The sequence below is a fragment of the Microbulbifer maximicatervae (SeqCode) genome (genome assembly GCF_052467305.1).
Genome location: NZ_CP174306.1, coordinates 364,168 through 390,283, shown reverse-complemented (window position 1 = coordinate 390,283; position 26,116 = coordinate 364,168). Strand labels below are relative to the sequence as shown.

Below are 26,116 nucleotides of genomic sequence, written 5' to 3'. Positions count from 1 at the left end.
CACAAAAAATGGTCAGCACAAACCACATTTTTTAAAAAAACCCTTATTTAAGTAGTTTTTTAAAATAAATTGGCGCACCTCTTTTCATAACTTGATCATTGACAGACATTTAAACCCAACGCCTATTACACTCAAATAGGCGGTACCTTTGTAGAACAGATTTTACAAAGCTGACCAACAGGTGACGTTTTATTGGCTATGCTAATGGCTAACATCAACGGAAAGGAGTTAGGGGATGAATTTCACTCCAGCCAAGTACTTAATTGGAATTATCAGTGCACTAGTTCTTGCAGGTTGCTGTAGCCCTCCGGCACCTCCAGCTTACTGCCCACCCGGCGCTGAACAAATTCCTCTATCCATGGCTTGTCCTGCAGATGCCGACTGCTGGATGGCTTCCGACAGAGTGCGCTGCATGAAGGTGGTCAAGTAAAATCTTTTTCTTGCCCGACAGCGTGGTGATTCATACTAAATGAAGTTTTGACCAAATCACCGCTGACAGACACCCGATTTACAAAGCCTTATTTAGTATGGATCACCACAAAATGCCGCTCTAACGAGCGGCATTTGTCTTTCCCCACACAGTTCCTTATCTCGAAACACTCCCTGTAATAGACTGTGATGCCCGCGGTGCTAGTCCGGTAAAGGAAATACCGTTAGCATTGCCGCCCAGTTATAACGAATAAAATTTGATTTGTGTACGTTTTAGCCAATTGGCATTAAAAGGCTCAGAAGAGAACAACCCGAATACCATGACTAGCGAAACCCTAGCTTTAAGCCGTGTAGCGGCAATATCACGGTTAAAGTCCCATTTCGACCAACACAAGTGGTCCCTAAGAGAACTGTTTGCAACGGATTCCCAAAGGACAGAAAAATTCAGCTCAGACGCAGCCGGAATCTATCTGGATTACAGTAAAAACCACTTGCATGAAGACACCCTTAAGTTGCTGTTGGAATATGCCGAAGAGCAGGGTCTGAACAACCAAATTACTGCGCTAGTAAATGGGGCCATTGTCAACAATACCGAACACCGCCCTGCCTTGCACACCGCACTGCGATTTCAGGGGCAACCGAAAACTGAACAAGAGCGGGCGGTAAAAGATTGCCGCGAGCAAATGAAACAGTTTGCCGAATCGGTGCACAACCATAGCTGGCGCAGCTTCTCAGATAAACCGATCCGCCATATCGTAAATATTGGTATCGGTGGTTCCGACCTGGGTCCGCGCATGGCGGTAGAGGCCCTCAAACCTTGGCACAAAGACTCTATCGATGTGCACTTTGTAGCAAATATCGATGGCGCAGACCTCAGTGATACCCTGGCAGGTATCGATGCGGAAGAAACCCTTTTTGTGATTGCTTCCAAATCCTTTTCTACTTTGGAAACCCGTGAAAACGCGCTGTCCGCGCGCCGCTGGATGTTGTCTGCCGGTTGCAATGAGTCGCAGTTGGCCAAACACTTTGTTGCGGTGAGCAGTAATATTACTGCTGCTCAGGATTTCGGAATTGCTCCTGAAAATATTTTCCCAATGTGGGATTGGGTGGGTGGTCGCTACTCACTCTGGTCTGCTATCGGTCTGCCTATTGTTCTCGCTTGTGGCTATGAAGTTTTTGAACAGCTTCTGCAAGGCGCCAATGCAATGGACCAGCACTTCGCCACTACTCCATTGGAATCCAATCTACCCGTACTGATGGCGTTGACCCAATTCTGGTACCGCCAGTGCTGGAATACGACCAGCCACGTCGTGCTGCCCTACGCGCAGCGCCTGGCCCGATTCCCCGCCTGGTTACAGCAGCTGGATATGGAGAGCCTGGGTAAAAGTGTCGACAAGGACGGGCAGGCGCTGGGCTACCCCAGCGGCAGCGTTATCTGGGGCAGTGAGGGTACAAACGGCCAACACTCTTTCCACCAATTATTGCATCAGGGAACCGACCTTATTCCAGCAGACTTTATCGCGGTCAAGGAGCCGACGTCTGAACTCCTTGAACAGCACCGCTGGCTGCAGGCCTGTTGTATTAGCCAGAGCCAGGCGCTACTGCGAGGCAAAAGCCTGCATGAGGCCCGCCAGGAGCTGGAAGAAGCTGGTCACACTCATCGTGAAGCCCACGCCCTGGCCCCACATAAAGTGATTCCTGGCAATCGCTCCAGCAACACCCTGATTCTGGAAAAGTTAGATCCTTTCCACCTGGGCTCGCTCCTGGCACTGTACGAGCACAAGGTCTACGTTGGCGGCTGCCTGCTGGGGATCAACCCCTTTGATCAGTGGGGCGTCGAATTGGGTAAGCAGTTGAGTTCAAAAATCCATAAGGCTGCCAAGGGTGAAATTCCTCAGGATGACTGGGATAGTTCAACCCGCAGCCTGATGAAAAAGCTGCTCTAAACTCTACAAAAAAGGCCGCACTAATTAGTGCGGCCTTTTTTGATCTTTGTTTAAGGACATCGTTAACTGGATGCAGAGCCCCGCTTCAGCATTGGCTCAATTAGATCCAGTGGCAACGGAAATACAATTGTAGAGCTGTTATTTGCGCCGGCAATATCAATCATGGTTTGCATATAGCGCAAAGTAATCGCGTTGGCATTTTTCGATAATTGATTCGCTGCCTCAGTCAGCTTTAACGCCGCCTGCGCCTCCCCCTCTGCGTGTATAACTTTAGCCCGCCGCGCGCGCTCCGCCTCTGCCTGCTGTGCGATAGCCCGCACCATACTTTCATCAAGATCGATATGCTTAATCTCTACGTTAGTAACTTTTACACCCCAGGCATCTGTTTGCTCATCGAGTATTTTTTGGATATCTACATTTAGCTTGTCTCGCTCACATAACATCTCATCCAGCTCGTGCTTACCCAGTACCGAACGCAATGTAGTTTGCGCTAACTGGCTTACAGCTTCGTGATAAAATTCCACATTAATAATTGCAGACTGTGGATTAATTACCCGGTAATAAACCACTGCGTTGACTTTAACTGAGACATTATCCCTGCTGATAACATCCTGGGTGGGTACGTCCATAACCACAGTGCGCAGATCCACGCGCTCCATAGTTTGAACAATGGGAATGATTATAATCAGTCCTGGCCCTTTCACTGTTTGGAAACGCCCCAGGAAAAATACCACCGCGCGCTCATACTCCCGCAAAATACGAATGGCATACATCAGTAGCAATATGAGTGCGACTACCAGTATCCCAAAAAAATAACTGAGCATCATTGGACTCTCCTTAATCCCACCTTAACTGTTGAGCGCTGTCATTAGCTCAATTGATTGCCCTATCTATTCCACCTCTACCCGTAAAACCATACCGTGTTGGGCCACTACTCTAACTTTCTGACCCACCCTCAGAGGCTGGTTACAGGTCGCCTGCCAAATCTCCCCATCGAGATGTACCAAGATCTCTGCGTCCTTAACTTCGCTTACCACCGCAGAGCGACCCACAAAAGCCTGGTCTGCCGGGACTTTCGGTTGGCGTAAACTGCGTCCAACAGCGGTCAATAACATCAATAAAAAGACACCACTTACACCGGCAATAGCCCCAATCAGCTGTTTGGAAACCTGCATTCCCGGCACATCACTGTCAATAAGCATTACAGAGCCAATCACCAATGCAATAATTCCGCCGATCCCCAAGGCGCCGAAACTCGGCATAAAAACCTCTGCCACAATCAGCAATGCGCCAACAATAATTAATGCAAGACCAGCGTAATTAATCGGTAAAACTTGCAAGGCATAAAATGCCAGCAACAGGCAGATAACACCAACAATCCCAGGAACAAAAGCACCTGGGCTATAGCCCTCAAAAATAAGCCCGTAAATACCCACCAATAACAAAATATAGGCCACTTGAGGATTGGTAATCAGGGCCAGCAATTCATTGCGCCAATCCGGCTCGTAACTTTCACTTTGCAGCTCGGCAATATTCTCCGGAATCGTATAATCACCGGTATCAAGCAATACTTTTCGACCGGCAACCTGGCGCAATAAATCATCATCATTATCCGCAACAATATCGATAACATTCATTTTTAACGCTTCCGGAGCTGTCAGGGTCGCTGCTTCGCGTACAGCTTTTTCCGCCCAGTCTGCATTTCGCCCATGGCGCTGTGCCAATCCTCGGATAAACGCGACTGAGTCATTAACGACTTTGCGCTCCATGGCCGTTCCCGCAAGCGGTTTTTCTTTTTCTCCATCCTCACCGTCTTCCGCCTTTTCTTTTTTCTCCTCCTGCTTTCCCCCCGGCATAGGTGTGCCCTGAGGTCCGCCAATCTGCACTGGAGTAGCCGCTCCCAAGGTGGTAGCAGGAGCCATGGCGGCGATCTGGCTGGCATAGAGAATATAAGTTCCCGCACTGGCAGCGCGTGCGCCGGAGGGGTAAACGTAGGTGGCAATAGGGATAGGAGACGCAAGGATATGCTGGATGATATCCCGCGAGGCCGCATCCAACCCCCCAGGAGTATCCAGGTGCAGAATCACCAACTCGGCGCCCTGGTCCACAGCCTCCTGCGTAGCCCGCTTGAAATAATCAGTCGTCGCGGGACCTATGGCGCCATCAATTTTGAGTATGGCTACATGGGGAAAGGGCTCTTCCTGGGCGGCACTTTTACACACAAAAAAGCTGAGCAGCAGCGCCAGGAAAACCAGGCTGCGAAAGAACAAAACGGGCGAATTCTGCTTCGACATGCATCCATCCCTGATGCGACATCTGGCTCAACGCCAATATTTGGATATTGAGTGCCACAGCGAAAAAGCAAAATCACTTTAGCATTCACGACACCCTAGACCGGAAACAAAAAACCCCGGCTAATTCCATCAGATTAACAGAATTAGCCGGGGCCTTGTTTATTTCCACCGGGATTTACGCCCAGTTGAGTAGTTTTATACCCGATTGCGTCGGCTATACCAGTTCACATCGCGGGAATATTTATCTACCTGATTCTCAACACCCAGCAACATGGCAAACAGAGCCATACGCACCAACAAGCCATTGTCGGTCTGGCGGAAAATCGCCAGGCTCGGATGTTCATTCAGGTCGGTATCCAGTTCGTTCGCCTCTGCCCGTGAATCCCGTGGCAGGGGGTGCATAATTACCGTGTTAGGCTCTGCGTGGCGGGTAAAAATAGCCTTATTCAGGCGGAAGCGCCCACGGTAGCGGTTGGCCTCTTCCTGAGAGGCGAAACGCTCTTCCTGGATACGGGTGGAGTAAACAATATCCACATGGGAGATGGAGGATTCCAACTGATCGGTAACTGTCACCTCGTGCCCCGCCCCGCGCAGCATCTCCACAATCATTTCGGGCATCGCCAGTTCCGGTGGAGAAACCAGGGTAATCTGCACCTTGCCAAACAAACACAGCAGTTTGCACAGGGAGTGCACCGTGCGGCCGTGCTTGAGGTCGCCGATCATGGCGATACGAAAATCATCCAGGGTGCGACCGTGCGCAGCCAGTTCCTTGCGAATGGTGTAGAGGTCCAACAGTGCCTGGGTGGGGTGTTCATTGGCGCCGTCGCCGCCATTGACCACCGGCACACGACTCGCTTCAGCAAACTCAGCCACCGACCCTTCTTTTGGGTGGCGCATACAAATCACGTCGCTATAGCCCGATAGCACTCGGGCGGTGTCGTAAAGGGATTCGCCCTTTGCCATAGCGCTGGCAGTAATTCCTACCGTTTCACGTACAGTACCGCCCAACAGATTAAAGGCGGCTCCAAAACTCAGGCGAGTACGAGTGCTCGGCTCCATAAACATATTGCCGAGAATCGCCCCTTCCAATACACGCGTTACCTTTTCACGCTGTGCATAGGGGGTCATGGCGTCAGCTACATCAAATACGCGCTCTATGTCGGCGCGCTCAAATTGGCTGACCGACAGAATATTGGCTCCGATAAAGTCCATGGTTACTCCAGTGGTTGCGCCTTGTGGGCGCCGGGTATTCGCGAGCGGCATTCTACTCGGGCACCAGGAAAGAGCCCAGTGGAAGAACAGCCGCTGACGTGATTCGACACATTAGGCGAGTAAGCTATCGCCCCAGTTCTCCAGCTCTGTAATCAGGGAAATGCGCTCCGGGTGCTGCACCCGCAGCTCAGACAGCTGGCGGAAGTAATCTTCCAGGGTGATTGAGGCCCCGGCAGTAGCGTCAGTTAAGCGCTGGAAACACCAGATCTGCCAGCGCTGGTGCTCTTCCTCAGACAGGGTCTCGGGGAAATTGCGCGCCCGCATACGGAATAGCAGCTCGGGTAGGCGCTTATCGGTGAAAGGCACTTCACCCGCCAAAGCTTCCGGACCTCGGGCCGCCAGTCCACGGTGCAGTTCACGGCAGATATCGCGGTCAGAGTCGCTGAGGAATCCACCGTAAAGGTCCGCTTCCACATCTCTCTCAGGGAATTCCCGATCCAGGAATACGTTGTGCAGCTTTTCCGTCAAATCGATATCTTTGAGCTTCTGCCAGTTCGCCTCACAGGTTGTGCGATCGATACCCAGCTCTGCGGCGCGCTTGTCATCCAGCATATTTGCCGGCGCCAATACCGGGCACTTGTTCAAATGCACCAGTTTCAGCCCTACCGGCAACTCGCCCTCACCCAGCTTGTCGCGAGAGGTGTATAGGCGCTCTCGCAGAGTGTCTGCATCCAGGCTGAGTAATGGCTCGGGGTCCATCGCCAGGTTGGCAACAATAACCGCATTGCGGTTGACCGGGTGACTGGCCAAGGGCATCACATAGGTCAAGTGACCATGATTAGCAGAGACCTTGCCGGAAATATGCAATAGCGGACGGCGCTCGCGCATATCGATCATCTTGGCGGCTTCCTGCTTGCGACGCAGGCGGAACACATAATCGTACAGCTTTGGTTGCTGTTTGCGGATCAGCCTCGCCATATCAATGGTGGCGTGCACATCCGACAGCGCATCGTGGGCGCCCTCGTGGGAGATCCCATTGGCAGCGGTCAATTCTTCCAGGCGGAAGGACGGCGCACCGTCCTCACGGGTGGGCCACTGGATTCCCTCTGGGCGCAGGGCGTAGGTGAGGCGCACCATGTCAATAATGTCCCAACGGCCGTTGCCGGAGCGCCATTCCCGCTCATAGGGATCGAGCAGATTGCGATAAAGGGTGTAGCGAGTTACCTCGTCATCAAAACGCAAACTGTTGTAGCCCACCCCACAGGTGCCCGGCGCACCCAGTTCGGCGAGGATGCGCTGGATAAACTCTATTTCCGGCACTCCATTGGCCAGGGCTTTCTGCGGGCTAATGCCAGTCACCAGGCTCGCCATCGGCTGTGGCAGGCAATCCACTGAAGGGCGACAGTAAATCATCAATGGCTCGCCGACGATATTCAGTTCTTCGTCGGTCCTGATACCGGCAAACTGCGCCGGCTTGTCGGCACCCGGGTCTGTACCCCAGGTTTCATAATCGTGCCAATAAAGTGTGGTAGAACTCACGGTACCTCCATAATTTGGCGGCATCATACCACCGAGAACCTCCTCGTCTGGACACCCAAGTCGAGATTTCGAGCACTCCGGACCAACTCCTTTGCCAACGCTGGTTGCAAAGCCGCCACCGCCCATTAAAATTCGGCGTTTCCACGAATTTAAGACAGCACTTCACTCTATGAATATTCGCCAGCTCCTCACCGACAAATTCCAGGCCGCCATGCTCGCCGCCGGTATCCCCGAAGAATGCGGCCCGATTGTGGCACCTGCGAAGAAAGCCGGATTTGGCGACTACCAGGCCAATGGCGCTATGGGCGCTGCCAAGCGTATGGGCACCAACCCGCGCGAGCTGGCTGGCAAGATCCTTGAGCAGCTGGATAAAGGCGATATGATCGAAAAGGTCGAGATCGCAGGCCCCGGTTTCTTAAACATCCACCTAAGTGAACAGTGGCTGAGCCAGCAACTATTGTCCGCCCAAGGCGACAAGCGCCTGAATATCGCCTCGGTTGAAGAGCCCAAGACCGTAGTCATCGACTATTCCCACCCCAACCTGGCCAAAGAAATGCACGTAGGCCACCTGCGCACCACCATTATCGGTGATGCCCTGGCACGTCTATTGGAGTTCCAAGGTCACAAGGTAGTTCGCCAAAATCATATGGGCGACTGGGGCACCCAATTCGGCATGTTGCTGGCACATCTTTCCGACAAGCTGGCAGACAGTGATGCAGAAGTGGCACTGGCCGACCTGGAAGTCTTCTACCGCGAAGCCAAGGTTCGCTTTGATGATGAAGAAGGCTTTGCCGATCGCGCCCGTGAATACGTTGTAAAACTGCAAGGCGGAGATGAGCAGTGCCTGAAACTGTGGAAGCAGTTTATTGATATCTCTATCAGCCACTGCGAAGAGATCTACTCCAAACTGAATGTCACCCTTAAACAGGAAGACGTTTACGCTGAAAGCCAGTACAACGATGATCTGCCGGTGCTGGTAAAAGAGCTGCTGGATAATGGAATCGCCGTTGAAGACCAGGGCGCGATCGTTGTTTTCCTGGAAGAGATGGCCGATAAGGAAGGCAACCCCAGCCCGATGATTATCCAGAAGAAAGGCGGCGGCTACCTGTATGCCACCACCGACCTGGCCGCTATCCGCTACCGCGCCAACCAACTCAGTGCCGACCGTATCCTATATGTTGTTGATGCTCGCCAATCCCTGCACCTACAACAGGCCTTTGTCGCCTCGCGCAAAGCGAGCTTCCTGCCGGAGTCGGTTTCTCTAGAGCATTGCGCTTTTGGCACCATGATGGGCGACGATGGCAAACCATTTAAAACCCGCACCGGCGGCACCGTAAAACTGGCAGCCCTCCTGGATGAAGCAGTAGAGCGTGCAGAGAAACTGGTGGCTGAGAAAAACCCGGAGCTGGATGCAAAAACCTGTGCAGAAATCGCGCGCAAGGTGGGCATCGGCGCGGTGAAATATGCGGACCTAAGCAAGACCCGCACTAACGATTACATCTTCAGCTGGGAATCCATGCTGAGCTTTGAGGGCAATACCGCCCCCTACCTACAGTATGCTTACACCCGCGTACGCAGTATTTTCCGCAAAGCCGGTATTGAGCCGAGCGAGCTCAAGGGCGATATCCAACTGGAAAACCCACAGGAACGCGCCCTGGCAATTAAACTAAGCCAATTTGGCGAAGTACTGGACCAGGTAGCCAAAGATACCTTCCCGCACGTACTCTGCACCTACTTGTACGAACTGGCCAGTGCCTATATGAGCTTCTACGAAGCCTGCCCAGTATTGAAAGAAGGCGTAAGTGAACAGCAGAAGCACAGCCGCCTACAGCTATGTAATCTAGTGGCCAGCACTATCGCTACTGGCCTCGATCTGCTCGGTATAGAGGTAATGGAGCAAATGTAAAGCTGCGTATGCAGAGGGCGGCCACCGCCCTCTGTCGTCTCTGCATGCCTTTTCCTGCCGCGCCCGAGCAATCCACGGTCAGGCCCTGCGAACAAAAGCGCCTATCCTTGGGGCGCCGGGCAGTGGAAAACGCTCGATACACGCTGGCAATGCCGTCTGGTAAATGTATAGATCGCCCCCGGCTTCGGCACAAACGAGCGCTCAAATCGACGTATTTACCGCTTCATGTCGACCACTTCTCTCTGCCGATATAAATCTGCACTAAGTGCTTGTCACCACTGCCCGTCCCCAATATCATGCCGCGCTTCTACGTTTGGCACCCCATAAAGATCACTCCGGTGATGTTTTGCAAATAGAACGATACCAGTGCCGTTATCGTCATGTGTGTCGGTTATTGTGGGAATCTAGGGAGCCTCTGAATATCTCCATAATGCCTCTGCGGGCCTTGAAGGCCGCATCTGCTGCGTTGCAGCTCTTGCTTGCAACTGCCACCCCTGCCTCGCAACAGTATCAACGGAACTGACACTCAAGCAGGAAAAGATTCTATATGTTCGTACTTTTAATAGTCGTTATTATTATCGCACTCTTAACTTTTCACCTGGTCGCGCTGGTCAGAGCACTATTCGGGCTCGACAAAAAGAAGAAAAAGAAGAGGATCCGTATAGGCCTGAGCGACGATAAAGATGCGCTTGAGTACAGCGAAGCGTATTACAGCGGTGACGGCGACTAGTGCGCTCACCCTTCACCGCCCTCCGTTACCACTAGTGCCAGAGTCCTGACACAATGATTTTAGCCGCCGATGTCGACTATCGGGAAACCTCAACCAGTATAGCCGCCATCACCTTTAAGCACTGGCAAGGTCGCTGTCCATCAGCTGTATACCGCTCTTATGTAACAGAAGTTGCCGCCTCCGAGCCCGACCAATTCTACAAGCGCGAACAGGCCCCAGTTTCGCCCATCACCGCCGAGCTCTGACACTTTTACCAGCGCCTGCTCCCAAGCCATTTTGCCGATATAACCGCACACCTGCAAATACGGCCAAAGGTCAGGAGTTTTTTACCGCATACAATTATCGCGAGACATTTACCACACAAAAAGATCCCAACCAGGGCGCCATGCAGGCCTTTGCGTCGAGCCCACAGCAAACGCGGCCGGCAGTAATTGTCGCTAAAATGACAGTCATTGCCTGCTGACAATTCAGATTTATCGCCCATAAACAAAAACAAATAGTGACATTTCACTACTACTGAATTTTGGCAATAAATACACTTCAAACACCTAGCGCGGGTGTGTATAACGCCCCGCACAAAAGCTATTTGCCAAGCCTGTCACAGCAACTGTGCACCGGCACTGTCACCTAGAGTTAGGTTATAAGCAGCGCAGTAAATACGCAAGCTTGAATATTTCACAGAGACAGCAAAACAATATTTGTAGAAAACCTATCCAACACGAGATAAAAGAATGACTTGCTGGGACATTATTGGCATATCCGCCACAGTGGATAAAAGGGCGATTAAGCGTGCCTACGCCTCCAAACTCAAAAAGCATCGTCCAGATGAAGACCCCGAGGGTTTCAAGCAGCTTCGCCTCGCCTATGAGGAGGCCCTGGAAGAAACCAAATCCTATCATCCCACTCAGGAGCAAAGCGCGCCGCAGTCCAGCCCGGTGCCGGCCGCAGAAAATACCGCAGCTCAAGCCGCGACCCATGCTCAGAGAGAAATCATCGACAGCGACCGCGACAGCTGCGAACAGGCAGTGACCAAGTTGCAACAGGCGGTCGTAGAGCTCTATGAAGACTTTAATGCGCGGATACAGCTCGGCAATTGGCAGGCCATTTTCGACCAGGCTGAAACCTGGGATATAGAAGTTCTCCAGCGCATAGCGCTGGGGCTATTGCAGTTTATTGGCCGAAACCCTTTTATCCCCAGCGAGGTTATCAGCTACCTGGAAAGCCAGTTCGCCTGGCAGGAAAACCACAGCTGGCTGCAACAGTATTTCGAAGAAGACTTTCTACGTTATGTGTTAAATCATGCTATCGTCTGTCGCTGGGGGCCATCCTACCGAGACATTCGCTTCCCAGAAAACAGCGACCTGGAAACAGTCGAGACCTATCTCCGCCAACGCAAACTGCTGACCTATCTGCTCGATGATCCAGAAGACGATGAGCGCGATGCTCTGCTGAGCGCCCTGCAAGGGCATAACGTACAAGACCCCGAACTCTACCGCCTGCTCTCCAGTCTGTACTTAAACGAGGGCGATCTCGCGCGCGCGTTACAATACAGCGAACAACTCAACAACACCTTTAGTGGAAATATTGATGGGCACTTGCGCAGTGCCAACTTGTACTATCGCCAAGGCTATTTCAGCGCTGCGTTCAGCGCCTACGAATCCGCCCTCGCCATTGATGAAGAGCACCCCCTCGCCCTCAAGGGGCTCGCCGCCTGCTACCTGCAAAGGTGCGATCTATTCGCCAGCAAACATCTCTTTGAGCAGGCCCTGGCGCAAGTGCCCTTCGATATGGAAGCACGTATTCAGCTGGTGCAAATCAACCAGAAAATTATTCAGCAGGGCCTTGAGCACCTGGAAAAACACCCAAAGGACACCCGCGAACAGCGCTATGTAGCCGAGGGATATCTGGAGATAGGTGCCTACCACGAGGCAATTCAGTTTCTTCTCCCCCTCACCAAGTCAGGATTTTTTTCCAAAGCCGACAGAGATGGCGAGTTTCACTATCTACTGGGACTTGCCTACGAAGCGATCGATCAGCTGGAGGCGGCAGAGAATGCCTTCAATCGATCACTCAACCTTGCGGTAATGAGTGGCGGCAACGGTTACGAGGCCCTCGTTAAGCTCGGCGAGACGGCATACGTCAACAATAAATTTAAATGGGCGGAAAAAATGCTCCTGCAGGCCCGGCATTTCAATCCGGAATCTAGCAAGGTACTGAGGTTACTGGCCGGCTGTCAACTCGGCCAAGAAGAACCAGAAAAACTAGATGAGGCTCTGGAAAATATTAACCACGCAATCCGCATCAACAGCGAAGAACACCACAGCTATACCCTTCGCGCCCTAATATTTAGGGCGACCGAGAACTACTCTGCGGAGGCGGCCGACTTAAACCAGGTTTTAGAATACTGCCCCACCTGCGACAGACACTGGCACAAGCTGGGCCTGTGCCTCCTGAAATTGCAGCAGCTCGATGAGGCCATGACGGCATTTGAAAACGCCACCCTCTATAACACCGCCAGGCAGGATTCCGCTCTGCAGTGGATACAGCTCGCCCTCGGGACCGGCAACAGAGATAGCGCCCAACTCGCACTCGAGGCCCTGGAAAGAGCCGAGGCCGACCCCGTACAAATAACGCTTTTTAAAGAAACTATTGAGAGAATGAGCAGTGAAGTGGCTAACGAACCTAACGCCTGAGCAAGAATATTTTTTGAACCCCGATGCACTGTCGCAGACCCAGCTTTGGATACTGGGCCTTATGGGACAGATCTGTGAAATGAACGAACTGCGCCACGATGTTTTTCACAACCTGGGCACCTCCGAGCAATCCCGGCAGAATATCGCCCATATGATGAAGCGCGACTGGGGTATTGAATCCCGCGAAGACTGCCTGAGTATGCTGGAGTGGCTGCGCACAGAAGGGCATAATGCTGGATATATGCCACAACAAAAATACTTCGAGGGATTGTCGGAAGCCGCCATTGATGCTTATATCGAAGCCCATGATCACGATACCGATGAGCAGATACGCTTAAAATTGGTAAAGGCCTACCGCCACACCTTGCAAGTTGGTGGTATTGGTGCCTGGGATTATGCACGCTTTATCACCGTCAGCCGCTGGTGCACCTCGCTGGAGCTACTCAGTGAAGAGGAAGCCTGGGAAAAAATGCTGGATATCGCCCAGAGAGCACAGAAATCTTTCGATAGCTGGTATAGCTATGGTCTGAGCTATATTGCCGGGCGCCAGTACTGGCGCAAGACCCTCTCTGAGGATTTTGCCAAAAAGTCGACAGAGGTGATTAAGGGTCTAACCGGCAGTCCACATAGTCCATGGAACTCACTGCCATGGGACTTAAACCTGAATCCGTTTTGACCTACTTGAAGATAAGGTGATGGGGCAGATATTACCTGCCCTCATGATAAATATACTGGAAAATTTACCTTATCTCCGCCACGTGCCCCAGCAGCATTAAGTGCGCGAACATGGCATACTTCTGCCTTTGCCCCAATGAAAGGAGGAGTTCACATGAGGATTTTAATAACCGGCGCCTCCGGCCTATTGGGGCGCAGTGTATTTAAACAGCTTTCCAGCAATCCGGTTTTTTCTGTTACCGGTACCGCCTTTTCCCGCGCGGGAGAAAATTTAATTCGCCTGGACTTGTCCGATAGCGAAGCGGTGAAGGCCTGCCTGCAACAGGTTGATCCCGATATTGTCATTCACTGCGCCGCCGAACGCTGGCCTGATCGCTGCGCCGACAGCCCCGACACCGCCTGGCAGCTCAATGTCAGCAGCACAGAATTCCTGGCGAAATACTGTAACGAAAACGATACACAATTAGTGTATATCAGCACCGACTATGTTTTTGATGGCAGCACCCCGCCCTACAAAGCTGATGACAATCCCAACCCGGTTAACTTCTATGGCCGCAGTAAATTGGCAGGGGAAGAGGCCGTACTGAATAACGGAAACCACTGGGTATTGAGGTTGCCCTGGTTATTCGGGCCCGTTGCCTATCTGGAGGAATCCGGTATCACCGCCCTACTGGATACTTTGCACGAGCAAAAGCCAGTCACGTTGGATCACTGGGCTATTCGTTTTCCCACCAGTGTTGAGGAAGTGGCTGAAGTATTGGAGCAATGCCTGCTAAAAATTCGTAGTGGTATGAATTTTGAAGGTATTTACCAGTGGAGTGGCGATACGGCCTGCACACGCTACGAGCTCGCACACATTATTGCCAAGGCTTGTAACCTGAATGCCGAACACCTGAGCGCTGAAAGTGAACCCAATTTTACAGTGCCGCGCCCTTACAATTGCCAGCTGGATAAATCAAAACTGACAGGTATGGGAATTAACGGTAGTGAACCCCTGGAGCAACAGCTATTACGAAATTTAAAGCCATTTATTGAAGGCTGATTTAAATAGCTTTCAGACAAAGCGCTACAGGGAAGTATCGCTGCCGGCCATGTTCCGGCTCACACCTGTGTAATACCGTTAACTCATACAACAAACGGTGCTACAAGGTGGCAATCGAGTAGATCAGGGAAGAGCTATTGGATTGCCGAGTAAAACCACTCGAATATTTAGGGAAGGATAAATGAAATTGAAACACTGGTTCTCTGCAGGAGCTCTGGTACTGGGCAGCCTAACCACATTGGCTTCTTGCAATGCGGATAGCGGACCTCACAGCAAGAAACCACACCAGGCCATCAAGACTGAAAACGCCCAACCCATTATCTGGATTGGCGACTTCAATAACTTTGACGATGCCGTAGCACTGATGCTAATCGCCAAAGACCCACGCTATACCCTGGAGCTGGCTGTCGTTGAGGACTCTTTCAATACCGTAGCGCACGGGGCCAACACTGTTTACAACATCCTCGAATGGCTGGGAAATAACGATACCCAGGTTATTCGCGGAGCCTATTTTGCCACAGAAGAAGTCGCCTACGGCGCAAACGGCAAAGCTTCAGTATCTCCAGTGAATGACGATAAGGCCGTTCTCGGCAGAGAAGACTACCAACTACCCAACTCCTCCGATTTCTCCACCGGCACCTGGAACCTCGAGCGCCGCAACGCCATGGGTATCAATCTCTACGGCCAGTATGTACCCGGCCCCTGGCGTGACAACGGCTCCACCTTATATGGAACTGACCACCTAATCCCGCGCGCAAAACAGGAGCACTACCGCTACCAAGGTAACAATGGTGTCTCCTTCAATTTTGAGCTGGCCGAAGACATTATCCTGGAAACGATGGATAACCTGGAGCAACGCCCAGTAGTTTTCAATACCGGCAAACTCACCACCCTGGCCCGGGTACTTGGCAAAGCCAACGAAGAGCAGCTGGCTAAAATTGACCGCGTTATTATGATGGGTGGTGGCTTTGAGAATTATGAGCCGTTTACCCAGAATCACGAAGCAGCCTGCTTTGGCGATAAATCTAGAAATCTGGGCGGCAATATTTTCTCCCACCCCAGCTTTGGCTGTGACAGCGACTTCAGTACCCATCAGGAATTCAATATTCTGCTCGACCCACTGAGCGCACAATGGGCCTTCGACGCCCTGAGTGAAAATAGTATTGAAACCTACCTGGTTCCGACCAACTCAACGGATATGGCCAAAGTACAAGGCAGCACCATCGAAGCCCTCGCAGAGCGCCGCGCAACTCCGGAAGCCTGCTACACCTCCCAACTCCTCAGTTCCATTCGTGAATTTGAGGGTGGGGATTTCCAGGGTAATGGTGACTTCGCCATGGATGCCGTTATTCGCCTGTGGGATATTATCGCTGCGATGGTACTACTGGAACCTGAAACCCTGGAAATGGAATTAGTGCCCGGCTATATCACCGTCGATCAACTAGATGCAGGCCTAGCCGACAGCACAACTCCCTATGATCCGATTACCTTTGACCCAACAGTGGGAAAGACTACTTTTGCTGAGGCCGGTGAGGGCTTGGCAGTAAATGTGGTTATGGGTATAAACCACGATGCTGCGCGCTCAGCAATGATTGAACGCTTGCGTGATCGCTTTAATGCTGCGCGGAAGGGGCCTAGATGTAAATCCAACTAAGTAAATTTAGATAGCAGTTAACACAATAGAACCTTTAACCTTTATAAAAACCGAATAAATGATAAAGGTTCTTACTTCACTTATTGAAGATCAGTAAGCTACCATTTTCGCTTCCCAAATTAATATTCTGTATATCGACATCACCCTCTCTATACAACTTGAGAAAATATTATGATGCACAACCAGTTACACCTGCGCCACAAATCACTGATAAAGCTTGAATGAAAAAACTAAGCCTATACTCTATAGCCACCTTGCGGACCACCTGCCTTTAGCAGAATAAAAGTACCAATTTAATTCATTTTATAGGATGCAAGCTTGAAGAGCTTTACTGTATACGGAAACTGCCAAACCCAACCCCTAGCAAACATATTACAAGAAAATAAATCATTTTCTGAGATTTATAGGTATATCCCTATAAAGCCGGCACAGACTCTCGGCAAGGATGACTATAAACCTATACTGTCAAAAATAGAAAGTATTGACCTGTTTATACATCAGCCTGTCGCAACTACCAACAATAGACCCAAAGAGCTGTCTAGCGATCACTTGCTTAAAAAATTAAAGTCAAACGCATTGAGAATTTCCTTTCCCTCGATTTACTTTGATGGATATTTCCCACACCTTCAGGCCTTTAAAGGCTTGGTATCTGAATTGAATTTAGTTCATGATTATTTTATAGCCTATCTATTTGCGAAGGGCTATAGTGAAAAACATACTTTTGAAGTAATCAATGATAGCAATTTGTACACGCCAAACACCTCCAAACAACTAGTTTCAAATTCCCTTAACAACCTCACTGCTCGAGAAGCATCCGAGGACCTCGACATAAGAATCTCAAGATATATAGAGAAAAACTATAGAAAGCAAAAGCTATTCAATCAATTCAATCACCCTAGAAGACCTGTGTTCAGATATATCGCTGAGAATATTTTAAAGACAATTAAGATACAAGATACCTTTATTCCTGAAACTGGGGCAACGACTCTCGACGGAATTATTACTCCAATATATCAAAGCACCTACAACAATTTAAAACTTGAATTTCCTGAGGACTTCCATCATTACAGATCCCAAAATCACGACCGCATCCACCAGAATGATATAATTTCATGTCTATTTAGGTTTTATAGAACATTGGATTCCAAAATGATCGAGGAACACGTTAAGAAATCAAAACCCTTCATTTCCGAAGCAATTGATGGACTCCAAAGCCACATATAAAAATTTAATTTTTGAAGCCAATACACATAACAGTTTCAAGCGAGGTCAACTAGCTATAGGCTGGCTGGCCTCCACAAAGCAAGCCTGAAACTCTAGAAGCTCCCACACTATCTAGCCACCTCCTAAAGAATATTACCAGATCGAATTCATCAATTAGTAAAACAATGCAATTCAACTTATCACCCAGCCACTCTATCGCTTAAACAAAATTGTCAGGAATATGCCTAATCACTCCCCCCCTATTCTGCTACGAGCATTCATCGCTCTTCCTTACAGAAACCGCGCGGGGCTCTTAAGAGCACTAAACTTGACTTCACCACAAAGGAACTAATCGACCACCAGTATACAAGCACTAGTATTAAACAAATTTCTGAATGAGCGAAACCTAAAAGAGCATGAAAAAGCGGTCGACCGCTCAATAATTTATCACTGAGACAGCAGCAAAGCTCATTCCAGGGCGTGTTTATATTGCAAAACCACTAATGATTATCAACTTACAAACCCTAGCAAAAACTGGATCGCCTAGAGCATTCAACGGACCACATTCAATTAGGCTACTTAGTGGCCCCCTACAATAACTCATCAAAAAACTAGCAAATAAAGCTCATTGTTTCTCTATAAAAACAAATGATCAACCACAATATACTCCACATAAACCACTCTGAAAAATCCTTTACCGAACCACCATTTAAAAAGCAATTAACTAGACCAACATATACATCAATCAAGCTGCAGAGCAATGAAAAAATCAAGCTTATTTTTTCTTGTTTGACTACATTTTAGAATTTTAAAATCAAGCATACCCAGCTTTCGCGCCCCCTCAATACAATCCACAATAGAGTCTGGGGTGAAAAGATTCACATGGCAATCATGATAACCTTTAAGGGCTCTATCAAAGGTATCGTAGGATTGTTTAACCGTAAAAGTTCTCGGAACTTTAACTCTATAGTTCGAATAGTCCGCCCACAATCGAGCCGCCTTTACATTTTTATGATAATAACGCTGATCAAAAGCATGCCTTGGAGCTGGCCTATCTCGATCCAACACATAGTTTTCTACTAGCTCTCCCAGCCCAGTCCAAGGACGCTCAACATCAAAACAGTATCGACAATCAGGCACTATAGAAAATATAATCCCACCTGAATTCAAAACTTTGGAAGCATCATTCAGCCAGCCCAAAAAATTTGGCAAGTGTTCCAATACATGGGATGTAAATATATAATCAAATGATCTATCCACCACTTCACTTAACTTTTTACCTTTTAAAACATAATCCAACTCGACAACCTTATCTGGATTTCTATTTTTATTATTTTTAATTTTATTTTTTAGCTGAATCTCATCAAAATAATCCACATAGAAAACTCTGTTGTCAGCCTTCTTTATAAAGGGCTTATCCAGAGGACCAACCTCCAGACCGACCTTTTTCTGAGGAGTAACAATTTTCAAAAACTCATCAGCATAGGAAACCTGCATTATGCGCTTCCTTCCAAGCAAGCCATTCCCAATTAACACTTTTTACTCCTTTAAAATTCACGCACCCAAAATACACTCACCGATAAAAACATAAATATCCCAACCAAAAATGGGCTCTAAACAGCACATTTTTTGAGTATACCCCTCCCCCTTCTCTATTGCTAGAACCAAACATAACGCCCCACCCCATGATGTCGAAATTACAGTTAATAAAAAACTTACTACCAACTATTCACTAGTTTAAATATAATTCCTCAATAATACGGAACTCTTGCTGCCAAACGATACCAAGATACTGAAAAGTAAATCGCTAAAAAATAGCGATTAGCAAGAAAACACCAAAGATAGAGTGGAACAGATAACTCCGAAATCTTTATTAGTTAATTTGTATCAGATGGATAGATAAAAATCTATACTCTGTTGGAACAGGTACAACAAAGCGCCACCTATAATTATTGCGTACGAAGCGCACTTAAAGTTAATATTGGAACGACAAATAAATGGTGAAAATTATCGCTCAAAGTGTCTATTGATCATACGATACGTACCAAAGCTAAAGTCAATACAGCTTCACTAGACAGTAATCTTGCGTTAACAGCCATTAAGTAACTGAGAAAGCTTAGAGACAGGTATTTAATCCCCTAATACTCACCCCGAAAGAGTAAACACTATTGAAACATTAAAAGTCGCAACAAATGAATTATTCTTTTAGCGGTAAAGACTTTGACTTAAAATCGGTATAGGTTCTGAGAGCCAGGTCATATAGGCATGCACAGCAATCTCACAGTAAGTTGCAGTCCATTTAACTTAAGATAACTTAGGTGAAACCAGATAAGATAAAAATAAGCTGGCCCCCACCTTTAAATAAAGCCTTCAAATGATATAAGCACAGCATATTGCTTGTACTATTATCACTCTGAATTATTGATACTTTTTATATTATCCGCAAAAGTAATATACGTAATATTTCAGTCAGAATTGAAGACCCGTCTTACTGCATCAAAAGCACAAATTTGACAGCGTCATCGGGTCTATTTCTCTCAATGCTTAACATTTTTGGAAATGTTAAAAAGTTAATAAATTTGAATACAATACCTTAATTCACCACAAAGAATAAAGATCCCAAGGCTGGTTAAGAAATGACATTCACATCCACCTTTAGAGTTCAAGAGTAGAAATGGATGCGGTTCCTCCAAAGCCAACCCCCTCAACTCCCACTCCCTTACACAGTAGAGGTTGAAGATCCAGAGCTATTAGAGAGCAGATCCTTTTAGCCCCAGGGTAAGATGAGAATATGCACTTAGAACAAAATGCCTCTATTTGCCATTTCACAGGATTTAACCCAATTTTTAACCCCAAATTTAGCAGTTTCCTCGCTCAAATCCCGCAGATTGCCCCTACTCGCCCCGATTGCTAAGATGCGCGCCTGCCGCTATGGCCCGGCTCCCCCTTTGGTTCCGTATTGCGACACTGGGGCTGCCAGCAAACCGATTTTTCCCAAGCGTTACCCTCGCCTATCCGCAACGCGGAGGCCCGAGGCTTTCCACAGGAAAAGCGGTATTGAGGCCAGGTGCTATTTTTAACCGCGAGCGCACCGCGACGACTCCCTGCGACTACAGGAACGAAGTTTATGACCCAACCATCGCTGCAGCAGTTGGAACAACACGACGCCTTTATCCATCGCCATATTGGCCCCGATGCCAAACAGGTAGAGGCCATGCTGGAAACCCTCGGAGTTGCCAGCCTCGAAGAGCTGATCGAGAAAACCGTGCCCGAAGCCATTCGCAAGACCGATGAGCTGGATCTGGCCGACGCGATCAATGAAGTTGAGGCCCTCGCAGAGCTGAAAGATATCGCGGCGCGCAATAAGATCTACCGCACCTTTATTGGTATGGGCTACCACGACACCATTACCCCCAATGTGATCCTGCGCAACGTGTTGGAGAATCCGGGTTGGTACACCGCCTATACCCCTTACCAGCCGGAAATTGCCCAGGGGCGCCTGGAAGGCCTGCTGAACTTCCAGCAGATGATTATGGACCTCACCGGCATGGAACTGGCCAACGCCTCCATGCTGGATGAAGGCACCGCTGCCGCAGAAGCCATGGCCATGTGTAAGCGCCAGGTCAAGCGCAACAAGTCCAACGTCTACTTTGTGGACCAGGACTGCCATCCGCAAACTATCGCCGTAGTTAAGACCCGCGCCGAACACTTCGGCTTCGAAGTCGTTGTCGGCGACGTGGAAAAAGATATCCCCACCGAGCTGTTCGGCGCACTGCTGCAATACCCCGGCAGCACCGGCCGTGTACGCGACCTGAGCGATATTATTGCCAAGGTCCACGAAGCCAACGCCCTGGTAACCGTGGCCGCAGATCTGATGAGCCTGGTAGCCCTGCGGGCACCGGGTGATATGGGTGCGGACGTAGTCGTCGGCTGTAACCAGCGCTTCGGTATCCCCATGGGTTACGGTGGCCCCCACGCAGGCTTCTTCGCCTTCCGCGAAGCTTACAAGCGCTCCGCACCGGGCCGTATTATCGGTGTGTCCGTGGACAGCAAAGGTAAGCGCGCGCTGCGTATGGCCATGCAGACCCGCGAGCAGCACATTCGCCGCGAGAAAGCCAACTCCAATATCTGTACCTCCCAGGTACTGCTGGCGGTGATGAGCGCGTTCTATGCGATTTACCACGGCCCCGAAGGCCTGAAAACCATCGCTGCCCGCATCCAGCGCTTAGCAGATATTCTCGCTTCCGCCCTGCAGCAGGAAGGCTTTAACCTGGCCCACGACAGCTGGTTCGATACCCTGAATATCACCGTTGGCGCCAAGCAGGAAGAGATTTACCAGCGCGCCCTGGCCGCAGAGATCAACCTGCGTAAAATTGGTGAAGACGCTCTGGGTGTGAGCCTGAGTGAGACCGCCACCCTGCAGGATGTGTCTGACCTGATCAATGCCTTTATCGGCACCGAACACAGCATCGACCTACACACTCTGGACAGCGAAATTGCCAGCAAGGGCTCCCTGGGTGTACCCGCCGCCCTGGCGCGCGATACTGAATTCCTGACCCATCCGGTGTTCAACACCTACCACTCCGAAACTGAGATGCTGCGCTACCTCAAGTCTCTGGAAGCCAAGGATATCGCCCTGAATCACTCCATGATTCCCCTGGGCTCCTGCACCATGAAGTTGAATGCCACTGCGGAGATGATCCCGGTCACCTGGCCCGAGTTCGGCAAGCTGCACCCCTTCGCACCAGTAGATCAAGCACAAGGCTACGCGGAAATGTTCCGTCAGCTACAGCAAATGCTGTCCGCTTGCACCGGTTACGATGCGGTGAGCCTGCAGCCCAATGCCGGTTCCCAGGGTGAATACGCAGGCCTGGTTGCTATCAAGAAGTACTTCGAAGCGAAGGGTGAAACCCAGCGCGATATCTGCCTGATTCCCGCCTCTGCCCACGGCACCAACCCAGCTTCCGCCATGATGGTGAGCATGAAAGTGGTTGTGGTTGCCTGTGATGATAAAGGCAATGTGAATATTGAAGACCTGAAAGCCAAAATCGAAGAGCACGGCGACCGCGTTGCCGCACTGATGGTCACCTACCCGTCCACCCACGGGGTGTTCGAGGAAGGTATCCGCGAAGTTTGCGATCTGGTTCACCAGGCTGGCGGCCAGGTTTATATCGACGGTGCCAACATGAACGCCTTGATCGGCGTCGCAGCTCCGGGCCAGTTCGGTGGTGACGTATCCCACCTGAACCTGCACAAAACTTTCTGTATTCCTCACGGTGGCGGCGGCCCCGGTATGGGTCCGATCGCTGTTGGCGAACATCTGAAGCCCTACTTGGCGGCCCACCCGGTGACTGAAGTACCGGAAACCAAGCTGGATAACGGCACCATATCCGCCGCTCCTTGGGGCTCCGCCAGCATCCTGCCGATCAGCTGGATGTATATCCGTATGATGGGTAAGCAGGGCATGAAGCAGGCTACCGAAATGGCAATCCTGAACGCCAACTACGTAGCCAAGAAGCTGGGTGAGCACTACTCTCTACTCTACACCGGCACCAATGGCTTTGTTGCCCACGAGTGCCTGGTTGACCTGCGCCCCCTCAAGGAGGCCAGCGGTATCACTGAAGAGGATATCGCCAAGCGTCTGATGGACTTTGGCTTCCACTCCCCCACCATGTCCTTCCCCGTAGCCGGCACCCTGATGATCGAGCCTACCGAAAGTGAATCCAAGGGTGAACTGGATCGCTTTATCGAGGCTATGGCAACAATTCGCCAAGAAGTGGAAGATGTCACCAGCGGTAAATACACCCCTGAAGACAACCCGCTGCACAACGCTCCCCACACCCTTGAGGACGTGATGAGCGATGAGTGGACCCACAGCTACTCCCGCGATATCGCTGCGCGCCCGGCGGCGTGGTTAAAAGAGCATAAGGTGTGGCCCGCCGCTAACCGTATCGACAACGTATACGGCGACCGCAACCTGATTTGTTCCTGCCCTCCGATTGAGAGCTACGCTGATTAAGATCTAACACTCTCACAGGTGGATTTAAAAGCGGGCTTAATGCCCGCTTTTTCTTTGTTAACGAAAATCATTGGACTCGACTTCTTGCTCAAAAAGATCCTACCCACCAACGACGGACACTCTCAGAAAGCAATAGCAAAACCCCAATGATCAGTCGAAGGCTACAACGTAATATAGGCCTGCGAGGATATCGTCCAGGGTAAGCATATTAGCTTACAAAATTAATACGCTAGCAAGTGCAACTCGAAAAGAATTAAGCCCTCAACAGACTGTAAGCTATTTAAAGAAACTTGCAGGCATGTCGTTACATCATGAGTAGATCTACCGACTAATTTATTTAGATCAGGCAAATGGTGGAGACTTGTACAAGCACCTTAGGCGGATTAGTTCAGAAGAAACCTGCGTGCGCAGCTTCCTACTCCAGCATGAATCAATTCAATGTGCACATTAAGAAGCCATTAGTTCGCCGGTTGAATAATAGTCACATCCACAATAACACTTTCATGCAGTGCCATACCATTCTCAGGAAATTGTTTATTGATATCCTCAAATAGAATCGCACTCAGCTAGTTAATCCCCAATAAGTGACGAAAGTTAAGGATCGTTGTTTTGTGAAGATCGGACCATTCAAAGGCAATCCAGCGAAATTACATATAGATTCAATTTTATATAGCGCGTCCAACACATCCGGACCCTGAGGTTGGATCGCAGCCATACAATGAATACGCCTCTCCTCAAGAGCACTAAAACTCAATTCGAGCTTCTAATCCAGGCTATGTTATGAGTATACCCATCTGAGAAAGAAACGTTTCTCAGCGAGTTATGAAGCACTTTAGATTGTATTCTGCTTCGCCAAAAGGTAAAGCGTATGATCTATCGTACTGAACACCACCAAGTTGGCCCTTTAGTCAAGATTACATCGGATTACAATAAAGAGCGCTTTTCCAAAGAAGTCCGTACAAGATTCCACCTAAATACGTGCACTCACCTTACCCGAGTTGACATGCCAGCCTTATTGCGTTATACGTCCACATTGGAACTTCTATAGTTGCCTTGTATTCTAGAGTGAGGGTATCTCTGCATTAGCTTAAATAAGAAATATCAATAACTAATCTGCTACTTAATTAAAGTTAAGCGATCAGCCATAAGCCCCTGCCGAATGAGGAATACGAATATTGATGTAATCAGTAGCTCTTTTGGGAATGATTCCCTTATAGGTCAAGAATTTATAAGTAAGGACATTGTACAATCGCGCCCCCTGAAGAGGTTAGATTACATAAAACTTAATTGAGCTCTGAGGATAGTTGATTGGTTATATTGGTCACTTACACTAGAGTCGTTTTATAGTTAATATATTAAATTGCGAGATGTTTTATGAAGTTATATCTGCACATTGGAACAGAGAAAACTGGAACAACCACTATACAAGAGGTTTTATTCAAAAATCAGAACTTCTTGAGCGAGCGGGGATTCCACTTTCTACAATGTGCCGGCGTAAAAAACAACAGAGCCTTACCTGCATACTGTGTTAATGATGAGAAAAGTGATGACTTCTTTAGAGCTAGGAACATTACCACAATTGAAGAAAAAATAATATTTCGAAAATCGCTAAAGGAAAAGTTAGACAAGGAACTTAGCAACCTGCCTGCAAACGTTCACTCTGTAATCATTTCAAGTGAGCACTTCCATTCAAGGGTAAATACAAAAGAGGAGGTTAATAGAGCTCTTGAGTTAATGTCCGAATATTTTTCAGATATTTCTGTCATTTGCTACCTCAGAGAGCAATCTGCGGTTTGTGAATCTTTATACTCAACATCTATCAAGTTTGGTTACTCCCAAAGTTTAGATTTCATGTTAGCCCAGTGTCAGCCATCTAATATATACTACAATTATTATGACATGCTATCTAACTGGGCAAGCGCTTTCGGATTGGAAAATATAAATCCTAGAATATTCTCTAGAGACTTCTTTGTTAACAGCGACCTTATTGATGACTTTTTTTGTCAACTAGATCCAAAACTATTAAAGGGATTATCAAAGGATGTTGATAAGGAGAATGAATCTCTAACTCAGCTTGGCCAGACCTTGGGGAGAGCTGTTAATAGGGTTACACCTAGATATCTTGCCGATGGGACCCCAAACTCACTTCGAGCAAAAGTATTTGATATTATTTATCAGGAATTTAAAGGTAAAGGAGAGCGTGTTTCCCAGGAAAAATATGATGAAATTTATTACTCCTTTGAAGAAAGTAATAGACAGTTAAATAAGGAATTTTTTAAGTCTGAGGATGATATTTTTGTGTATCGGATGCGGAACACAGAGAAATCTGAGCCTGCGGGAAAGGAGCAAGTTGATAGCTTTGTTAAAATCATACAGTCCTTGATGATCGGCTATGCGGGATTACCCGGTCGCTATGCAGGCTTCCCCGATTATTACGCAGATGTTTTTAGGGATGCATCAATTAAATTGGAAACTGTAGATTTAAAAGCTTCTTTGGGGCTTATGGAGATTGCACACTCGATACGGCCTGAAGGAGAGGTTATCAAGAGCAAGCTCGAAAAGTATAGAAATTCCATGTAAAGACTAAACGTTTATTTGAAATATACTTTAATGGTTTGACTCTAATTTCAAACTACTCTGTATTTGAGATTAATTAGGGGGCATACCGCCCCTTTTTTTTGACTAATGTCTCGTAAAGCTATAAAGCGGATACGCGAAATAGACCTCTGGCGAACTAATTCAGACCAAATCTGATACATCCTCTTAACTAGTTT

At 48.9% G+C, this 26,116-nt stretch carries 17 protein-coding genes; 12 read left to right on the top strand and 5 right to left on the bottom strand.

Going from position 1 to position 26,116, the window contains the following annotated elements; all coding sequences use genetic code 11:
* Positions 1 to 235: 235 nt before the first annotated feature.
* Positions 236 to 430, top strand: a complete 195-nt coding sequence (locus ACJJI4_RS01720; protein ID WP_157533369.1) for a hypothetical protein — start codon at positions 236 to 238, stop codon at positions 428 to 430.
* Between the two features lie 319 nt (positions 431 to 749).
* Positions 750 to 2,375, top strand: a complete 1,626-nt coding sequence (gene pgi / locus ACJJI4_RS01715) for a glucose-6-phosphate isomerase (protein WP_444926843.1) — start codon at positions 750 to 752, stop codon at positions 2,373 to 2,375.
* Positions 2,376 to 2,437: 62 nt separating this feature from the next.
* Here the strand turns inward: pgi and ACJJI4_RS01710 are convergent, their stop codons facing one another.
* The 4 genes from ACJJI4_RS01710 to sbcB form a co-directional block, all read right to left on the bottom strand.
* The gene (locus ACJJI4_RS01710) at positions 2,438 to 3,202 is read right to left on the bottom strand and encodes a slipin family protein (RefSeq protein ID WP_413664548.1); all 765 of its coding nucleotides are present in this window, start codon (positions 3,200 to 3,202) and stop codon (positions 2,438 to 2,440) included.
* 63 nt (positions 3,203 to 3,265) lie between these two features.
* Entirely contained in the window at positions 3,266 to 4,669 is a 1,404-nt protein-coding gene (locus tag ACJJI4_RS01705) for an NfeD family protein (RefSeq protein WP_444926842.1), read from the bottom strand.
* 195 nt (positions 4,670 to 4,864) lie between these two features.
* Positions 4,865 to 5,881, bottom strand: a complete 1,017-nt coding sequence (locus tag ACJJI4_RS01700; RefSeq protein ID WP_413664546.1) for an aspartate carbamoyltransferase — start codon at positions 5,879 to 5,881, stop codon at positions 4,865 to 4,867.
* A 111-nt stretch (positions 5,882 to 5,992) separates the two neighbouring features.
* Positions 5,993 to 7,444 (bottom strand): exodeoxyribonuclease I, encoded by a 1,452-nt coding sequence (gene sbcB, locus ACJJI4_RS01695; protein WP_444928209.1) that lies wholly within the window; start codon positions 7,442 to 7,444, stop codon positions 5,993 to 5,995.
* A 145-nt stretch (positions 7,445 to 7,589) separates the two neighbouring features.
* Between sbcB and argS the strand changes: the two genes are divergently transcribed.
* The 8 genes from argS (at position 7,590) to ACJJI4_RS01655 (ending at position 17,344) form a co-directional block, all read left to right on the top strand.
* The gene (gene argS, locus ACJJI4_RS01690) at positions 7,590 to 9,326 is read left to right on the top strand and encodes an arginine--tRNA ligase (protein ID WP_444926841.1); all 1,737 of its coding nucleotides are present in this window, start codon (positions 7,590 to 7,592) and stop codon (positions 9,324 to 9,326) included.
* 547 nt (positions 9,327 to 9,873) lie between these two features.
* Positions 9,874 to 10,056, top strand: a complete 183-nt coding sequence (locus ACJJI4_RS01685; protein WP_444926840.1) for a hypothetical protein — start codon at positions 9,874 to 9,876, stop codon at positions 10,054 to 10,056.
* Positions 10,057 to 10,109: 53 nt separating this feature from the next.
* Positions 10,110 to 10,301, top strand: a complete 192-nt coding sequence (locus tag ACJJI4_RS01680) for a hypothetical protein (RefSeq protein WP_444926839.1) — start codon at positions 10,110 to 10,112, stop codon at positions 10,299 to 10,301.
* 486 nt (positions 10,302 to 10,787) lie between these two features.
* A complete protein-coding gene (locus ACJJI4_RS01675) occupies positions 10,788 to 12,749 on the top strand; it encodes a hypothetical protein (RefSeq protein ID WP_444926838.1) in 1,962 nt (653 codons plus the stop codon).
* Positions 12,721 to 13,425, top strand: a complete 705-nt coding sequence (locus tag ACJJI4_RS01670) for a DUF1266 domain-containing protein (protein WP_444926837.1) — start codon at positions 12,721 to 12,723, stop codon at positions 13,423 to 13,425. The genes ACJJI4_RS01675 and ACJJI4_RS01670 overlap by 29 nt, the downstream gene beginning before the upstream one ends.
* A 153-nt stretch (positions 13,426 to 13,578) precedes the next feature.
* Positions 13,579 to 14,466, top strand: coding sequence for a dTDP-4-dehydrorhamnose reductase family protein (locus tag ACJJI4_RS01665; protein WP_444926836.1), 888 nt, complete (start codon positions 13,579 to 13,581; stop codon positions 14,464 to 14,466).
* A 181-nt stretch (positions 14,467 to 14,647) separates the two neighbouring features.
* Entirely contained in the window at positions 14,648 to 16,120 is a 1,473-nt protein-coding gene (locus ACJJI4_RS01660) for a nucleoside hydrolase (protein WP_444926835.1), read from the top strand.
* A gap of 318 nt (positions 16,121 to 16,438) precedes the next feature.
* Positions 16,439 to 17,344 (top strand): WcbI family polysaccharide biosynthesis putative acetyltransferase, encoded by a 906-nt coding sequence (locus tag ACJJI4_RS01655; RefSeq protein ID WP_444926834.1) that lies wholly within the window; start codon positions 16,439 to 16,441, stop codon positions 17,342 to 17,344.
* Between the two features lie 720 nt (positions 17,345 to 18,064).
* Here ACJJI4_RS01655 and ACJJI4_RS01650 read toward each other — a convergent pair.
* A complete protein-coding gene (locus ACJJI4_RS01650; RefSeq protein WP_444926833.1) occupies positions 18,065 to 18,820 on the bottom strand; it encodes a methyltransferase domain-containing protein in 756 nt (251 codons plus the stop codon).
* Positions 18,821 to 20,450: 1,630 nt separating this feature from the next.
* Here ACJJI4_RS01650 and gcvP point away from each other — a divergent pair.
* Together gcvP and ACJJI4_RS01640 are read left to right on the top strand one after the other, a co-directional pair.
* Entirely contained in the window at positions 20,451 to 23,342 is a 2,892-nt protein-coding gene (gene gcvP, locus ACJJI4_RS01645; RefSeq protein WP_444926832.1) for an aminomethyl-transferring glycine dehydrogenase, read from the top strand.
* Positions 23,343 to 24,716: 1,374 nt separating this feature from the next.
* Positions 24,717 to 25,922 (top strand): hypothetical protein, encoded by a 1,206-nt coding sequence (locus ACJJI4_RS01640; RefSeq protein WP_444895064.1) that lies wholly within the window; start codon positions 24,717 to 24,719, stop codon positions 25,920 to 25,922.
* The last annotated feature ends 194 nt before the right edge of the window (positions 25,923 to 26,116 follow it).

What these genes read in the sequence shown, in the direction of transcription:
- ACJJI4_RS01720 (WP_157533369.1), top strand. Translation starts at nt 236, where the DNA reads ATGAATTTCACTCCAGCCAAGTACTTAATTGGAATTATCAGTGCACTA.
- pgi (WP_444926843.1), top strand. Translation starts at nt 750, where the DNA reads ATGACTAGCGAAACCCTAGCTTTAAGCCGTGTAGCGGCAATATCACGG.
- ACJJI4_RS01710 (WP_413664548.1), bottom strand. Translation starts at nt 3,202, where the DNA reads ATGATGCTCAGTTATTTTTTTGGGATACTGGTAGTCGCACTCATATTG.
- ACJJI4_RS01705 (WP_444926842.1), bottom strand. Translation starts at nt 4,669, where the DNA reads ATGTCGAAGCAGAATTCGCCCGTTTTGTTCTTTCGCAGCCTGGTTTTC.
- ACJJI4_RS01700 (WP_413664546.1), bottom strand. Translation starts at nt 5,881, where the DNA reads ATGGACTTTATCGGAGCCAATATTCTGTCGGTCAGCCAATTTGAGCGC.
- sbcB (WP_444928209.1), bottom strand. Translation starts at nt 7,444, where the DNA reads ATGCCGCCAAATTATGGAGGTACCGTGAGTTCTACCACACTTTATTGG.
- argS (WP_444926841.1), top strand. Translation starts at nt 7,590, where the DNA reads ATGAATATTCGCCAGCTCCTCACCGACAAATTCCAGGCCGCCATGCTC.
- ACJJI4_RS01685 (WP_444926840.1), top strand. Translation starts at nt 9,874, where the DNA reads ATGTTCGTACTTTTAATAGTCGTTATTATTATCGCACTCTTAACTTTT.
- ACJJI4_RS01680 (WP_444926839.1), top strand. Translation starts at nt 10,110, where the DNA reads ATGATTTTAGCCGCCGATGTCGACTATCGGGAAACCTCAACCAGTATA.
- ACJJI4_RS01675 (WP_444926838.1), top strand. Translation starts at nt 10,788, where the DNA reads ATGACTTGCTGGGACATTATTGGCATATCCGCCACAGTGGATAAAAGG.
- ACJJI4_RS01665 (WP_444926836.1), top strand. Translation starts at nt 13,579, where the DNA reads ATGAGGATTTTAATAACCGGCGCCTCCGGCCTATTGGGGCGCAGTGTA.
- ACJJI4_RS01660 (WP_444926835.1), top strand. Translation starts at nt 14,648, where the DNA reads ATGAAATTGAAACACTGGTTCTCTGCAGGAGCTCTGGTACTGGGCAGC.
- ACJJI4_RS01650 (WP_444926833.1), bottom strand. Translation starts at nt 18,820, where the DNA reads ATGCAGGTTTCCTATGCTGATGAGTTTTTGAAAATTGTTACTCCTCAG.
- gcvP (WP_444926832.1), top strand. Translation starts at nt 20,451, where the DNA reads ATGACCCAACCATCGCTGCAGCAGTTGGAACAACACGACGCCTTTATC.
- ACJJI4_RS01640 (WP_444895064.1), top strand. Translation starts at nt 24,717, where the DNA reads ATGAAGTTATATCTGCACATTGGAACAGAGAAAACTGGAACAACCACT.